The following is a 14,276-nucleotide window of genomic DNA, read 5'->3' as shown; positions in this document are numbered from 1 at the left end:
CGGCGTCGGAGCCTGCCTGCGGCGTGGCAAGAAAAGCCATCAGGTGTCTGGCTGCCTCAGCTCGAGGCGATAGCCAAATCCGCGGATGGAGCGCAGCGTGACGCCATGCGGCTCGAGCTTGGTGCGCAGGCGCGAGATGTAGACCTCCACCGCGTTCGGCGTGATCTCGCGGTCCCAGCCGGTGAGCGCCTGCAGCAGCTTTTCCTTGTTCGCGGGCTTGGGAGCGTGCACCATCAGATATTCCAGCACCGTCCACTCGCGCGGGCCGACCTCGAGCACCGCCCGCGCCGTACCAGGCACATCCGCGCCCTCTGCCACCTGCGAGCGCACGCTGAGGGTGCGGCGCGCAGTGTCGAGTTCCAGCGAACCAAACGAGAGAATCGCCGTGGTTGCGGCCTGCGAACGGCGCAGCAACGCCCGCAGCCGCGCCAGCAGCTCGGGCAGCTCATAGGGCTTGAGCATGTAATCGTCCGCGCCCCAGTCGAGGCCCCGGACACGATCCTCCAGGGCATCGCGTGCGGTAAGAATCAGCACCGGGATGGACGGGTTCACCATCTCCGGCCGGCGCAGGTGCCGTGTGAGCTCCAGGCCGTCCATACCGGGCAGGCCGACGTCGATCACGGCCACGTCGAAGTGCTCCTTGCCCAGCACCTCCGCAGCGCGCTCGCCACTGCCAACCCAGTCCACCGCATAACCGGCATCGCCCAGCCCGAGCTTGATGCCGCTGGCCAGCATGACGTCATCCTCGACCAGCAGCAGCCGCATGCGAAAAGGGCCTGGGGATCAGTAGCTGCGAATCATGGTGCCGTAGGCCTGATCGGTCAGGATTTCCAGCAGCATGGAGTGCGGCACACGGCCGTCGACGATATGCACGGCATTCACGCCGCTCTTGGCGGCATCGATGGCACCCGCGAGCTTGGGCAGCATGCCGCCCGAGATGGTGCCATCCTCGATGAGGTCGTCGATCTCGCGCGAGGTCAGCTCGGTCAGCAGCTTGCCTTCCTTGTCGAGCACGCCTGGAATGTTGGTGAGCAGCACCAGCTTCTCCGCCTGCAGCACGGAGGCCAGCTTGCTGGCCACCACATCGGCATTGATGTTGTAGCTCTCGTTTTCCTCGCCGAAGCCGATCGGGCTGATGACGGGAATGAAGGCGTCGTCCTGCAGCGCCTTCACGACGCTCGGGTCGATGGCGACGATATCACCCACCTGGCCGACGTCGTGTTCGATGCTGGGATCCTTGTTGTCCAGCAGCTTGAGCTTCTTGGCGCGGATCAGCCCTCCGTCGCGCCCGGTCAGGCCCACGGCCTTGCCGCCCGCCTGGTTGATCAGGCCGACGATGTCCTGCTGCACCTCACCGGCCAGCACCCACTCCACCACTTCCATGGTTTCGGAGTCGGTCACACGCATGCCCTGAACGAATTCGCCCTTCTTGCCCAGGCGCTTGAGCGCGGTCTCGATCTGCGGCCCACCGCCGTGCACCACGACCGGATTCATGCCCACGAGCTTGAGCAGCACCACGTCCTCGGCGAAGTCAGCCTGCAACTCGGGATCGGTCATGGCATTGCCGCCGTACTTGATCACCATGGTCTTGCCATGGAACTTGCGGATGTAGGGGAGCGCCTGGGCCAGGATTTCGGCCTTGTCGCGCGGTGCAATCGAGGAAAGATCGTTCATGGGTGAAAGGCCGTCCGGCAGCAAATGGAGATCGGAAAGATCGACAACCTCAAATTGTGCCGCAAACGAATGACCGCTGACGCAAACCGCCCCGCCACTCGCACGGACAGGGGCTATTTGGCAACTCAGCGCATCACAGCTTCATCCAGTTGGGCACCTTGAACCGCACGATGCACAGGTACGCCACCACGTAGCTCACCACGAACAGACCGCAGAAGGCCATCAGCACCCACGTCTTGTTCCAGAACAGCACGGCGGGAACTACCGTGAGCATGGTGAACGCCCACAGATAGGGCGATGTGCGATTGTTGCGCATCAGCATGCGGCGCGATTCGTCGTCATGGAACACGCCGATCACGAGCCGCCGGTAGATCAGCTGGTGAAAATGCAGCGCGTCCGCCATGCCCGGCGACACCCCCCGCGCCAGCTTGCGGTAGATGGAAAACAGCGTCTCCCAGATCGGATAGATCAGCAGCAGCACGGGGAACCATGGGGAGACATCGGGATTGCGCTGCACCAGGGAAATGCTGACCATGGCGATCACCACGCCCCAGATGTAGGCTCCTCCGTCGCCCGCGAACAGCATGCCACGGGGGTAGTTCCAGACCAGGAATCCGCCCGTCACGGCAGCCAGGCAGATGATCAGCGAGCCCAGCGAGCGATCGTTCACCTGCAGGCACACGTGCGCCAGCGCGAGGCTGATGATCAGCGCCACCATGCCCGCCAGGCCGTTGTAGCCGTCGATGATGTTGAATGCATGCGGAAGGCCGGTGATGGCCAGCAGCACGATCGCCATGCCGATCCAGGGCGCCTGCACGAGCCACGCGTCAATCCAGGTCATGCCCAGGCGCGGGATGTTCAGGTCGAGCAGCCAGACGGCCAGCACGCCCGAGAGCAGCGTGAGCGCCAGGCGGTAGCGGATGGGCATGCGCTGCGTCATGTCCTCGACGATGCCGCCGAGCGCCGCCGGGAGCACGGCAAAAATCCAGAAGAAGGCCCAGTTGCCCAGGCGCAGCGAGCCGGGATCGCCCGCCTGCGTCTGCACCACGCCCAGGGCCCAGCTCACGCACAGGCCGAGCAGCAACGCCACGCCGCCCATGCGAGGCACCTCGCCGATATGGAAGCGCTGAGGCTTGGCGTCATCGTAGTGGGGCGTGCGGCGTCCCTTGAGCGCACGGATGATGAAGGCAGCGCACAGCCCGGAAACCAGAAAGCCGATCAGAGACAGCCAGATCATGGGTGCACAGCCCCACGCGTAGCCCCTGGGGCCTGCGCCAGCGGGGGAAGACGCCTGGCTTGGCGGTAGACCGAAGAACTCCACAGCCGCAGGAGGCTGCGAACATGCCAGAACAGGTGATTGAGCGAACGCCCACTTCTGCGCTGAGCTTCATGGATAAGGCTCACAGGAGCCTTCACGAGCGTCCATCCCGCCAGTCGGATCCGCAGACTCAAATCGACATCCTCACAGTACATGAAATAACGCTCATCAAAACCTTGCAATTGCTTCCAGACCGCCGTCGGAAGCACCAGACATGCGGCATTCACCCAATCCACCCGTTTTTCGCCGTGCCCCAGCGCCCGACGTTGCCAAAGAGCAACAGGCGTGGGAAGCGCCCGCTCGCTGTCCTGCACCTGTCCATCCACATCCAGCTGCTCCGGATACGAACACCCCACCCCCGGCTGCGAGGCGCAATCGACCAGCGCAGCAAACGGATCAGCTGTCAGGCGGATGTCCGGATTGAGCACGCACACACAGTCTTCGCGAGCGTCCGCGAGAGCCCGATTGTGGTTTTCGCCGAAGCCAAGCGGATGCGCGTTGCGGCGAATCTGCAGCAGGAAAGGCCAGGCGGAATGCGGTTCCGGGGACAGATCGATGGTTTCCCCCGGCAAGTTCAGCGTCACGATCACCCGATCGACGGATTGACCGCTGAATTTCTTCAGATCATTGATCAGATCTACAACGCACTCACCATGGCCGTGGCTGACAACGGACACTGCCAACCGTCTTGGAATTGTTATCTCGGAATCCATCGGGTGCGTATTGTCCTCGTTACAGACTCGGCTTGTGTCATTTTTTGATTCCCGCCAAGACTTGGGCCTTAGTCATAATCCGGGTATGACACAGAATATTGAGGATTTGCACGTCTATCTGCGCAATATCCGTCCCGGCGAACGCACGTCGCTTTCGGTAATCGCGAGTTTAGTCCATCGAGGCGCCACGCTGCTGGACCTGGGCTGCGGCAGCGGTGCGCTCGGCCAGTACCTGGCCGAGACCATGGAATGCACGAGCGATGGCCTGACCTGGAGCGAAGCAGAGGCGTCCCATGCCCGTCCCTACTATCGGCAAGTTGAAGTAGCAGATTTAGAAAATTGCGATTTACTTACATTATTTGCAAATAGACGCTACGACTACATCGTCTGCGCCGACGTTCTGGAGCATTTGCGCCAGCCGGAGCGCATTCTCGAGGCCTGTCGCACCCTGCTGGGACCGCAAGGCAAGCTGCTGGTGTCCGTGCCGAATGCGGGGTATGCCGGCCTTGTTGCAGAGTTGTTGCAGGGTGAGTTCCGCTATCGTGAAGAGGGATTGCTGGATCGCACCCACCTGCGCTTCTTCACCCGCCGCTCGCTGTCGCGCTTCCTGGGCGAGAACGCCTGGCAGATCGATGTCCTCGATACAGTGCGCCGGGAACTGCCCGAATCGGAATTCAAGACGCAATTCGACGACCTGCCCCCCGCCGTCTCGCGCTTCCTGCTGGCCGCCCCCGATGCCTTGGCCTACCAGTTCATCGGCGCCGCCCATCCAGTAACCGAGCCGGTCACCAACATCCTCGATGGAGAAGCTGCGGAAGACGGTGCCCCCCAGGCCCTCTTCACCACGCAACTGTATGTCGACCGCGGGCAGGGCTATACCGAGGATGGCAAGCTCAGCGCCACGGGCGCGATCGGCCTCGATCACCAGAAGGTCCGCTTCGACATTCCGGCAGGCGAGACTCCCGTCACACGGCTGCGGTTCGACCCGGCAGACCGCCCTGGCTTCATCTACCTGTACGCCATCACGCTGCGCGATGCCGCGGGCAACGCGCTGTGGAGCTGGGACAATCAGCGCGCCGGCAAATCGCTGCTCAGCCAGACGGAGCACCACCAGATCGTCTGGCAGGCGCCCACGCCGCTGATCTCGGCCGCCACGGTCGCGCTGCTCACGGGAGACGATCCGTGGCTGGAGTTGCCCGTGCCCTGGAGCCAGATCGCCGAAACCGGGAGCCAGGCGCTCACGCTCGAAGTGGACATCGGTTGGCCCATGTCGGCCGACTACATGACGCTGGCGCACCAGGTGCTGCCGCTGCAGGACCGGGTGGATGCACTCCATGGCGAGGTGCATGTGCTCAATGACCGGGTCAGCGCCCTGACCGGCCACGCCGAGCATCTCTCGAATGCGCTCGAGTCCAGCGAGAACAGCCGCAAAAGCTTCCAGAGCGAATCGGCACAGTTCCAGCGCAATGCGACCCGTCTGGAGCATGAACTGGTAAAGGTGCAGGGAGAATTCAAGGACCTTGCCGAACACCTGAAGAACATCGAGAACTCCACCGTGTTCAAGGCCACCCGTCCGCTGGTCAAGGCCAAGATCGTGCTGGACCAACTGCGCGGGCGCAAGCCCAAGCACGAGACGCTCAAGCCCAACCCGTTCCTGCACTCGATGCAACCCCGCTTTCCGATGGAGCCAACATCGCATCCGGTCGACGTCATCGTGCCGGTCTACCGCGGGCTGGCCGATACCCGGCTGTGCGTGGAGTCGGTGCTGGCTGCGCCCGTGCAGGTGCCCTATCGCCTCATCGTCATCAACGACTGCAGCCCCGAGCCTGAAGTGACCCAATGGCTGCGCGAACGCGCCGCGGGCGAGCCGCGCATCATGCTGCTCGAGAACGAGGAAAACCTCGGCTTCGTCGGTACCGTGAACCGCGGCATGGCGCTGTCGCAGGACAACGACGTGCTGCTGCTCAACAGTGACACCGAAGTCGCCAACGACTGGCTGGACCGCATTCGCAACGCGGCCTATGGGGATCGCAAGATCGCCTCGGTCACGCCATTTTCCACCAACGCCACCATCTGCAGCTATCCGCGCTTCTGCGAGGACAACCCGCTGCCGCCGGGCTACGACACCGCACGCATGGACGCCCTGTGCGCCGCGACCAACCCGGGAGCGGTCGTGGACGTGCCCACGGGCGTCGGCTTCTGCATGTACATCCGGCGCGACAGCCTCAAGGAAGTGGGCCTGTTCGACACCAAGAACTTCGGCAAGGGATACGGCGAGGAAAACGATTTCTGCCAGCGCGCCATCCGCTCGGGCTGGCGCAACGTGCACCTGCTCGACACCTTCGTGCTGCACACCGGCGGCGTGAGCTTCGGCGACAGCAAGAGCCCGCGCGAGCGTGCGGCCATGGACAAGCTTGCGCGCCTGCACCCCCACTACGCGAGCGACGTCCACAAGTTCGTGCAGGCCGATCCGGCGCGCCCGTATCGCCTCGCCCTCGATGTGGCACGCATCCGCGATGCCAACCTGCCGGTGATCGCGACCGTGCTGCACGACCGTGCGGGCGGCACCGTGCGCCACGTCCGCGAACTGGCCGAGTACCTCGAAGGCAAGGCCGTGTTCCTCATCCTCACGCCGTCGGCCAACAAGAGCGTCTCGCTGCGCATGGCATCGGCGGCGGAGGGGTTCGAACTGGCCTTCAAGATCGAGGACCAGTTCGAGGACCTGCTGAACGTGCTGCGCCAGCTGCATGTGTCGCACGTGCACTACCACCACCTGCTCGGCCACGACAGGCATGTGCGCGACATCCCTGCGCTGCTGAACGTGACCTACGACTTCACCGCGCACGACTTCTACAGCTACTGCACCTACATCACGCTGACCGGCGAGGAAAACCGCTACCAGGGCGAACACGCGCCCGGCCAGTGCAAGTGCTGCACACCCGACATGCCCGCGCCGATGGAGGGCAACGTGGCACGCTGGCGCGGCGCGAACGCGCGCTTCCTGTCCGCGGCGCGCCATGTGATCACGCCAAGCCATGACACGGCCCGGCGCATCCTCGGCTTCGCACCGGCCGCCCACGTGCATGCCGTTGCCCACACCGACATCGATCCGGCGGTGCCGCTGCCGGTACCGGCCCCCCAGGCGATTGCCGACGATCGCCCGCTGCGCATCGTGGTGCTGGGTGCGCTCAGCGCCATCAAGGGCGCCGATGTGCTCGAGGCAGCGGCCATGGAAGCCACGCGCCTTGGCGCGCCCATCGAGTTCCATCTGCTGGGCTATGGCTACCGCCATCTGCTGAGCCAGCCCAAGGCGGCCCTCAGCGTGCATGGCGCCTACAAGGACGAAGAGCTTCCCAAGCTGCTCGCCTGGCTCAAGCCGGACCTGGTCTGGTTCCCCGCGCAATGGCCGGAGACCTACAGCTACACGCTGAGTGCCGTGCTGCAGGCCGGCCTGCCGCTGGTCGTGCCGGACATTGGCGCGTTCGCCGAGCGTGTCGTCGGCCGCCCCTGGAGCTGGATCAGCGACTGGGATCACGATGCCAAGTCGTGGGTGAACTACTTCACGCAGCTGCGCAGCGAGCATTTCGTGCCGGCCGTCGCGCCTACCATCGAAGCCTCGCAGCCCGCCGGGCTCGTTGCGCCGACGCCCGAGCCATGGAACTACCGCGAAGACTACTTTGCCGGCATGTCGGCGCCATCGCAGCCGGAAGGCGACGGGCCCGAACTCGACCGTGACTACCTGGCGCAATTCGTGCAGGAGCGTGCGTATACCGGAGCGACCAAGGCCGGCCTGCTCGGCGTGCTGGTCTACCTGCGCTCCCTGCCGGTGCTGCGCGGCGTGGCGCGCAAGATTCCACCGCAGTTCCAGCGTCAGGTGAAGACCTGGCTGAACGGGTGAAATAGGCAACCGCTGAGCGGTTCGAGCAACGCTGGCACCAAGGCAATGGGCTCCCTCGGGAGCCCATTGCCTGGATCACTTGGCGTCTGACATCACCCGGAACAGCGTCCAGTTCACGCCATCGGTCTTCTCGATCTGCAGATGCGCGTTGCCCTTGAGCAGGTCGGCGTCCTGCAGGTTGGCGAGCACGAAATCCGCTTTCACCTTGGCGAAATCGAAACGCTGTGGCTGCACTGCGAGCGTCACCGCATCCATGCGCGGACTGCTGATCTGGAAATCGGCACCGGCCATGGCCGGCTCGAGCTTGATCTGCATGAACTGGTAGCGGTTGTAGATCGGCTCGAGCTTGCCCTCGGGATCGAGATCGCGCCAGAACCTGAGCGGAGGATCATAGAAAAAGCTGTTGACCACGCCCACGCCCGAGATCGGCAAGGCGCTCACCCACAGGTCCTCGTTCACCACGGCAACACGCGCCGGCACGCTGGCGCCCGGACGCTTCAATGCGGACTGCAGCTCCGGCACCAGTTGCACATGCCGGGGGCCTGCTGCAGCGGATTGAAGGGAAGGCTCACGGCGAGCGTCCATGCCGCGCTGATCGCCACCGCGCTCCAGACCTGCCCACGCACCAGCAGGTAGGCAAGCCACGCGGCTGCGGCCAATATCAGGGCCAGCACCGCGGGATTCAGCCACTCCTGCATGGGCACCGGCATCATCGACAGGCTGCGCGCGTTGAACCAGGCAAAGCCGATGGCGGTCGCCATGGCCACCCCTTGCAGGCCCGCCGTTCTCGCGCGGGAGCCATCGGCCCATTGCCGCAGCGCCGGCGCATCCTTGAGAAAGTACCCGAGCAGGAACACCTGCGCCAGTACCAGCACCACATCGAGCCGGAAGGCCGGAACCTTGCCCCACAGCGTTGCGCTTGCCAGCCAGGCCGGAATCCCCATGAACATGTGCACCAGCACGAACGCCGTGAACAGCCACAGCACCACCACCAGCGCATCCACGGAACGCCTGATGACAAGCTGCAGCAGCGTTGCCACGGCCAACGGAATCAGCAGGTAGAGGCTGCCCGCCGCATCGCTTGGAATGGACCACTGCGAACTCTCATACAGCGTCACCAGATTGGCCAGCCCCTTAGCCAGGTGCCATGGCTCGACATACCCGCCCAGCTCCATCGAGCGCTGTCCCGGATACACCGTGTGGCCCAGCGCGCGAATGGCCTCCTGCGCATCGCTCCACCAGGCCCCCAGCAGCGCGCCGCCCACCAGCGCCGCAAGCACCAGGCCGAGCGCCTGGGCCACGCCACGGTGCATGCGCGAGCGCATGTGCCACAGCTGTGCCAGCGTGAGGCATGCCATCAGATAGGCCAGCGGAATCTGCCAGCCCGGATAGAGCACCAGCACAAAGCCCGCTGCAGCCCACCCCAGCACCAGCCCCCAGAAAGCCGCACCAGCCTTGCTTTTGGTGAGGAACAGCCGCACGGCAGCCCATGCCGCGAGCAAGGGGAAAAAGCTGGCATACGCGGGCCAGCCCGACCACCCCACGGAATAGGCCGATCCCGGAACCAGCACTGCCAGCACGGCCGCCTTGCGCCAATCCAGCGCGAACCAGCAGCGCAGCACGGCCCACAGCGCGAGAAAGCAGGCAAAGAAGGGAAACCACCAGTGCCACGCCAACGCACGTTTCAGGTCGAACGCGACAAAGCCCCAGCTCGCGGGCTTGGCGAGGGCCGGAAGCCCCAGCGTGGGAGCGCCGCTCATGCCCACCACATTCATGTTCTGGCCATACACGCCATGCAGCGGATTGACCGAGGAAAGCCACCTCGGCTCAGCCCCTTGGCTCATGGCCAGCGGCGTGACGATCAGCCATTCGTCGCGCCGTACCTCCTGGGCCTTGCCGATGAAATTCGCTCCGTCGTGCTGCAAGATCCTGGCCCGCTCGAGCAGCAGGGGAAGCGAGGAGCCGCTCCAGCCGCCCGCCACCAGCAAGGCAAAGGACGCCAGGACCGCAGCCGCGAAGCCCCGGCTCCCCGCAATGCCGTCACGCCGTGCAAAGGAGAGCATCAGGTAGCCCACGGGTAGGACAACCGCCAGCGCCAGGGCGAGCTGCGCCTTCATGCCGGGCGTGCGCGCACCATCGGGGATCAACACCTCGCGCGCCTCGCCGCTCAACGCCAGATCAAACCGTCCCCCGTCGCCATTGGTGACCTGCACGCGCAGTGGGAACGCGCCAGGAGCGGCATCCCTCGGCAGGCGTATGGGCAGATGGAATCCGCTGGCGAGCCACAGCGGCTGTCCCGTGGATTCGACCACATCGGGCCGGTTGGTCAGGAAGCCCAAACGGCCGCGATAGACGGCACGATCGCCCAGCCAGATTTCCACCAGCGTGACATAGACACTCGGGTTGTATGCGGCGGCCCAGCCCTGCAGGGTCAGCACACCATCGCGCACCTCGGCCTTGTCGACATAGCCCTTGCCAGCGGCCGTGGCGGCCACCGTGGGATTCAGCGGCTCGCGCGCATGGCCGGGCGTGGACCACACCGCCATGGCCAGCCACAGGAGCAACGAGAACACCACCATTCCGAAGCGCCCCGAAAGCGAAGAGGCCATTCTGGTCGCTGCGAGCGGGTGGCTCCGGGTCGGCATCGCGTTCATGGCGATTCAGGCAATGCAGGTGATTTGCGCTGCCGGATCAACGATAGCCCGGCATCACGCGATAGCGCAGTTGCTGCATCAGCCGGCGGCGCAGCATCTGCATGCCGCTGAGCGGCGGCTGGCGGAACACGCCCACCGTATCGCCCCAAGCGGCGCTGTCCTCGGACGGATGCGGCTCCCAATCGGTGCTGACCTGCAGCAGCTCAAGCGATGCGTACTTGGCCAAGGCGCGATAACCATCGGGATAGAAGCGCCAGCAATCCTGCGGATAGCTGTGTTCGGGACCGCGCGACGGCGCCAGCAGGAAGATGTGGCCGCCCGGCTTGAGCACGCGCACCATCTCGAGCCAGGAACACCAGAAATACTCCACATGCTCGAAGGCCTGGCCGGAAACGATCACATCCACCGAAAAGCTGTCGAACGGCAGCCTGTAGGGCGACTGCAGCACCACGTCCACATTCGGTCCCGCGGCAAGGTCGACACCGGTGTATTGCCAGCTCGGATGCAGGAAGAACTGCTTGTAGCTGCCATTCACGTCGTAGCTGCCGATGTCGATGATCTTCAGCGGCCGGCTCGTGCTGGAGGACAGGTATTTGTGAACCAGCCCCTGCACGTGGGCCAACGAACTTGTATGCATGCTTTGCGGATCCTAGGCTTAAATCATGAGGCAGCGTGTCGGCTTGCCATCACGGCTTCTCGATGACGATGGCATCCTGGTGATGCCAGAACTGGCGCTCGGCGACCTTGAGCAGGCGCGCGTCGGGCAGGGTCTCGGCAATGCGCGCCCGAACGAACGCCTCCGACGTGAAGGTCGTGCCGTACTCCTGGCCATCGATGGCGTTCGACTCGCTCGAGGCGACGAAGAAATAGCCGTTCTCGTCCAGCGTCACGTTCTGCTTGAACACGGCTTCCGCGCCGTGCGTCGTGAACACCAGCACACCACCGGGCGCAACCATGTCGTAGATGCGGCGCAGCCAGCGCGACCAGGTCGATGCGGGCAGATGGGTGAACAGCGACAGCACGAACACCAGGTCGTGCTGCTTGTCCCACTGCACCTGCTCGGGCACGGAGGGCGACACGAAACCCTCCACGCCGAACGTCTTGCGTGAGAAATCGACCGAATCGACCACCACATCGTTCGCCACCACGCGATCGGCCCCCAGGGCCTTCACCAGATGGCGGGTGAAACGGCCATGGCCGCTTGCGAACTCCAGCACGCTCCGGGTTTTCAGCAGCGGGTGCCCCACCTCCTCCAGCAGCAGCACCAGCTCGGAGAGGGTGCGCCAGCCATCGGCCAGATAGTCGCGGATGGGGTTCAGGCTCGACGGATGGGCCGCAAAGAACTTGAAGATGTCATCCGCTTCGGAGATCTGGCACGGACAGCCCATCCACTGCCCATAGGACAGCAGCGGGAAGTGTTCCTCGATGAGGTTATGGGCAGCCAGGCGCGTCGCGGCCACGTCGCGCGCAGCCACCAGCAGCTGCCCCGCGGCCTCCATCTCGCCACGGCCCATCAGGGTCCTGGCCTGGGTGACGGGGTCGGGTGTCGTCGTGGAGGCGTTTTCGGAGGACATCATCAATATTCAGGAAACAAACGTTGAGCAGTGAGCGGGTTCTGCGCGGGCAGAAAGAACTTCAGGAGCGAACTTCAGGTCCACTCATGCGGCAGGCGGACAAGGCCCGGCATGAGCGTAGGCGAAACAAAACGGAAATGCTGGTAGTGCAGCCATGCATCGTATAGCACGAGACCGCTTTCATCGAACAGGTAGGCACTGACCACGTATTCGCCACTGTGCAGCGGCAGATTCGGAAAGCGCAGCACCGAGCGCCACGTACCGTCGGGTTGGCGCACGGGGTGGGCGCCCTCCTCGTGCGTGGCCAGCGAGGTGATGCCCGTGCCCTGCGATTGCTCGATCATGAAACCCAGGTTCGGGCGCTCCTCGCCGCGGCCGCGCACGAGGAAGGTCACCTCCAGATCCACGCTCTCGAGCAGCGGCGGCTTGCCTTCGCCCAGATCGGAAATCGTCACCGACAACAGGCTCGCGCCCATGGCATCGGGATTCGCCTGCATGCGGGTGCCGGAGGCCTGCGGCTCGGGCAGATCGTCATCCACGGCATTGAGAGCGATGTCGGATTCGTCGCCTGGCTCCGCCAGCGGCAACGATTGTTGCGGCGGCTGCGGTGCATCGGCGCGCAGGCGGCTGTGCATTTCGTACGAGCCCATGACGGCCTCGGTCGGCCCCATCTCCATCACCTGCCCGCCCTTGAGCCAGATGGCCTGATCGCAGAGATGGCGGATGTGGTACGAGCTGTGCGAGCAGAACAGGATGGTGCAGCCGTTGTCGCGGAACTCCATGATGCGCGCCACGCATTTCTTCTGAAAATGCTGATCGCCGACCGCCAATGCCTCATCGATGATGAGCACATCCGGCGGCACCGCCGTGACCAAAGCGAACGCAAGCCGCACCGTCATGCCCGACGAATAGGTCTTCACCGCACGGTCCATGGCGTCGCCGAGTTCGGAGAACGCGATGATGCCGGGTTCGAGCTGCTTCATCTCCTCATGGCTGATACCGATGAGGCTGCCCGCGAAATAAAGATTGTCACGACCGCTGAACTCGGGATGGAATCCCGCCCCCAGCTCCAGGATCGCGGTGACACGCCCCACGCGGTCTACCGTGCCGGAGCTTGGCCGCATCGTGCCGGCGAGCAGCTTGAGCAGCGAGCTCTTGCCCGCGCCGTTGTCGCCCACCACACCCACGCATTGGCCACGCTTGAGCTCGAAAGAGATGTCCTTCAATGCCCAATGGCTGCGATGGCGCACCTTGTTGCTGAACAGCGCCTTGAAGCGCTCGCGCGGCGAATCGTAGAGCTTGTATTCCTTGCTGACGTGGCTGACGCGCAGCACCACCTCGTTCGGATTTTCGCCGTTGCGCACCGGAGTACCCTGTGTCGTTGCCTGCACGTTCATAGCCAATCCACCAGTTGGTCATGGCTGCGGCGCACCGCCACGGAGAGCAGCGCGGCCGCACCACCGATCCACAACACCAGGGCCAGCCACACATGCCAGGACGGCCACGCACCTTGCAGCAGAATCGTCTGCCAGCCCGAAACCACGGGCGTCATCGGATTGATCCACAACACCCAACGCCAGGCGGCCGGGAACATCGTCATCGGGAATAACACGGGCGAGACAAAGATACCGATCTGCAGCGCAAAACCGACCATCTGCACCGTATCGCGCAAGGCCGCGGCCATGATCGCGAACAGATACGCGAGCACGAAAGTCATCATCACCTGCAGCAGCAGCAGCGGAATCACCGCAATCACGGGCAGGGCAAAGTGATGCACCGGCGCATAGGCCAGCGTGAGCAGCAGCAGCATCGGGCCGAACACCACTGTGCTGGCCAACACGGTACGCGCCGGAAAGATGATCGGAGGAAGCGCATTCTTCTGCAGCAACCCGCCGGCATCGAGCAGGCTGTTGGTGCCACGCCCGAACGCATCGCAGAACGCCATCCAGGCGAGCGAACCAACGATCAGATAGGTGCCGACACGTGTGGTGGGCGCATGCTCGCCCAGGCGCATCGCAAACACCACATCGAATACCAGATAGTAGGCAGCCACCGTCAGCAGCGGCTGAATATAGGCCCACAGCACCCCCGCCGCCGAGCCCTGGTATCGCGCCACGACTTCCCGCCGCGTGAGAACGGCAACAAGCCCACGCAAGCGCCACAGTTGCGCGAGTTCTGACAGAAAGGTGCCCATGTAGATGCGTGCGTCGTATTGCGCGATTCGAAGATCGTGGATCAGTCAAGCCGGCCGACGCTTTCAGCGAGCGACCGCCGGGAATGCCAACGCTGTTCTTGCCAACGCCAGAATCACTTGGCCCACAAGAGACGCCCCCACAGCGCCGGCCGAGCAAAAGGGCACATTGTAATGAGATGGGGCCTTGTCTGCACAAGGCCCCAGGGAGAACAGGCATCACCCGCTCCAGGCGATGCCATGAAACAGTATGC

Annotated in this window: 11 protein-coding genes; 1 reads left to right on the top strand and 10 read right to left on the bottom strand. The window is 64.2% G+C overall.

Annotated features, from left to right (window positions below; all coding sequences use genetic code 11):
- Positions 1 to 39 precede the first annotated feature (39 nt).
- The 4 genes from H9K76_RS02915 to H9K76_RS02900 all read right to left on the bottom strand — a co-directional run bounded on the left by H9K76_RS02915 (position 40) and on the right by H9K76_RS02900 (position 3,705).
- On the bottom strand, positions 40 to 765 hold the full coding sequence (locus H9K76_RS02915; protein ID WP_187598097.1) for a response regulator: 726 nt from the start codon (positions 763 to 765) through the stop codon (positions 40 to 42).
- 18 nt (positions 766 to 783) lie between these two features.
- Positions 784 to 1,674 carry an acetylglutamate kinase gene (gene argB, locus H9K76_RS02910; protein ID WP_187598096.1) on the bottom strand — a complete coding sequence of 297 codons (891 nt, stop codon included), beginning with the start codon at positions 1,672 to 1,674 and terminating at the stop codon, positions 784 to 786.
- A gap of 133 nt (positions 1,675 to 1,807) precedes the next feature.
- Entirely contained in the window at positions 1,808 to 2,911 is a 1,104-nt protein-coding gene (locus H9K76_RS02905; protein ID WP_187598095.1) for a glycosyltransferase family 4 protein, read from the bottom strand.
- The gene (locus tag H9K76_RS02900; protein ID WP_187598094.1) at positions 2,908 to 3,705 is read right to left on the bottom strand and encodes a glycosyltransferase; all 798 of its coding nucleotides are present in this window, start codon (positions 3,703 to 3,705) and stop codon (positions 2,908 to 2,910) included. The genes H9K76_RS02905 and H9K76_RS02900 overlap by 4 nt, the downstream gene beginning before the upstream one ends.
- A gap of 85 nt (positions 3,706 to 3,790) precedes the next feature.
- Here H9K76_RS02900 and H9K76_RS02895 point away from each other — a divergent pair, with 85 nt between their 5' ends.
- Positions 3,791 to 7,603: a methyltransferase domain-containing protein gene (locus H9K76_RS02895; RefSeq protein WP_187598093.1), complete on the top strand. Its 3,813-nt coding sequence runs from the start codon at positions 3,791 to 3,793 to the stop codon at positions 7,601 to 7,603.
- 75 nt (positions 7,604 to 7,678) lie between these two features.
- Here the strand turns inward: H9K76_RS02895 and H9K76_RS02890 are convergent, their stop codons facing one another.
- From H9K76_RS02890 to H9K76_RS02865, 6 genes are all read right to left on the bottom strand, one after another.
- Positions 7,679 to 8,134, bottom strand: coding sequence for a DUF7654 domain-containing protein (locus H9K76_RS02890; RefSeq protein WP_187598092.1), 456 nt, complete (start codon positions 8,132 to 8,134; stop codon positions 7,679 to 7,681).
- Positions 8,101 to 10,212: a DUF7657 domain-containing protein gene (locus H9K76_RS02885; RefSeq protein WP_187598091.1), complete on the bottom strand. Its 2,112-nt coding sequence runs from the start codon at positions 10,210 to 10,212 to the stop codon at positions 8,101 to 8,103. The genes H9K76_RS02890 and H9K76_RS02885 overlap by 34 nt, the downstream gene beginning before the upstream one ends.
- Positions 10,213 to 10,294: 82 nt before the next feature.
- Complete coding sequence (locus tag H9K76_RS02880) at positions 10,295 to 10,894, bottom strand: methyltransferase domain-containing protein (RefSeq protein WP_187598090.1); 600 nt, start codon at positions 10,892 to 10,894, stop codon at positions 10,295 to 10,297.
- A gap of 49 nt (positions 10,895 to 10,943) precedes the next feature.
- Positions 10,944 to 11,831 (bottom strand): class I SAM-dependent methyltransferase, encoded by an 888-nt coding sequence (locus tag H9K76_RS02875; protein WP_187598089.1) that lies wholly within the window; start codon positions 11,829 to 11,831, stop codon positions 10,944 to 10,946.
- Positions 11,832 to 11,905: 74 nt separating this feature from the next.
- Positions 11,906 to 13,228: an ABC transporter ATP-binding protein gene (locus H9K76_RS02870; protein ID WP_187598088.1), complete on the bottom strand. Its 1,323-nt coding sequence runs from the start codon at positions 13,226 to 13,228 to the stop codon at positions 11,906 to 11,908.
- Positions 13,225 to 14,025, bottom strand: a complete 801-nt coding sequence (locus H9K76_RS02865; protein WP_187598087.1) for an ABC transporter permease — start codon at positions 14,023 to 14,025, stop codon at positions 13,225 to 13,227. Before H9K76_RS02865 ends, H9K76_RS02870 begins: the two co-directional genes overlap by 4 nt.
- Positions 14,026 to 14,276: the final 251 nt, after the last annotated feature.

The sequence above is a fragment of the Diaphorobacter ruginosibacter genome, from assembly GCF_014395975.1.
GTDB classification, from domain to species: domain Bacteria; phylum Pseudomonadota; class Gammaproteobacteria; order Burkholderiales; family Burkholderiaceae_C; genus Diaphorobacter_A; species Diaphorobacter_A ruginosibacter.
Note: the sequence above shows the minus strand (reverse complement) of the source record. Positions and strands in the feature narration are given on the sequence as shown.

Excerpts from the sequence above, each read along its gene's own strand:
- H9K76_RS02915 (WP_187598097.1), bottom strand. The coding sequence starts at position 765 with ATGCGGCTGCTGCTGGTCGAGGATGACGTCATGCTGGCCAGCGGCATC.
- H9K76_RS02895 (WP_187598093.1), top strand. The coding sequence starts at position 3,791 with ATGACACAGAATATTGAGGATTTGCACGTCTATCTGCGCAATATCCGT.
- H9K76_RS02880 (WP_187598090.1), bottom strand. The coding sequence starts at position 10,894 with ATGCATACAAGTTCGTTGGCCCACGTGCAGGGGCTGGTTCACAAATAC.
- H9K76_RS02905 (WP_187598095.1), bottom strand. The coding sequence starts at position 2,911 with ATGATCTGGCTGTCTCTGATCGGCTTTCTGGTTTCCGGGCTGTGCGCT.
- H9K76_RS02885 (WP_187598091.1), bottom strand. The coding sequence starts at position 10,212 with ATGGCCTCTTCGCTTTCGGGGCGCTTCGGAATGGTGGTGTTCTCGTTG.
- H9K76_RS02865 (WP_187598087.1), bottom strand. The coding sequence starts at position 14,025 with ATGGGCACCTTTCTGTCAGAACTCGCGCAACTGTGGCGCTTGCGTGGG.
- H9K76_RS02900 (WP_187598094.1), bottom strand. The coding sequence starts at position 3,705 with ATGGATTCCGAGATAACAATTCCAAGACGGTTGGCAGTGTCCGTTGTC.
- H9K76_RS02870 (WP_187598088.1), bottom strand. The coding sequence starts at position 13,228 with ATGAACGTGCAGGCAACGACACAGGGTACTCCGGTGCGCAACGGCGAA.
- H9K76_RS02875 (WP_187598089.1), bottom strand. The coding sequence starts at position 11,831 with ATGTCCTCCGAAAACGCCTCCACGACGACACCCGACCCCGTCACCCAG.
- argB (WP_187598096.1), bottom strand. The coding sequence starts at position 1,674 with ATGAACGATCTTTCCTCGATTGCACCGCGCGACAAGGCCGAAATCCTG.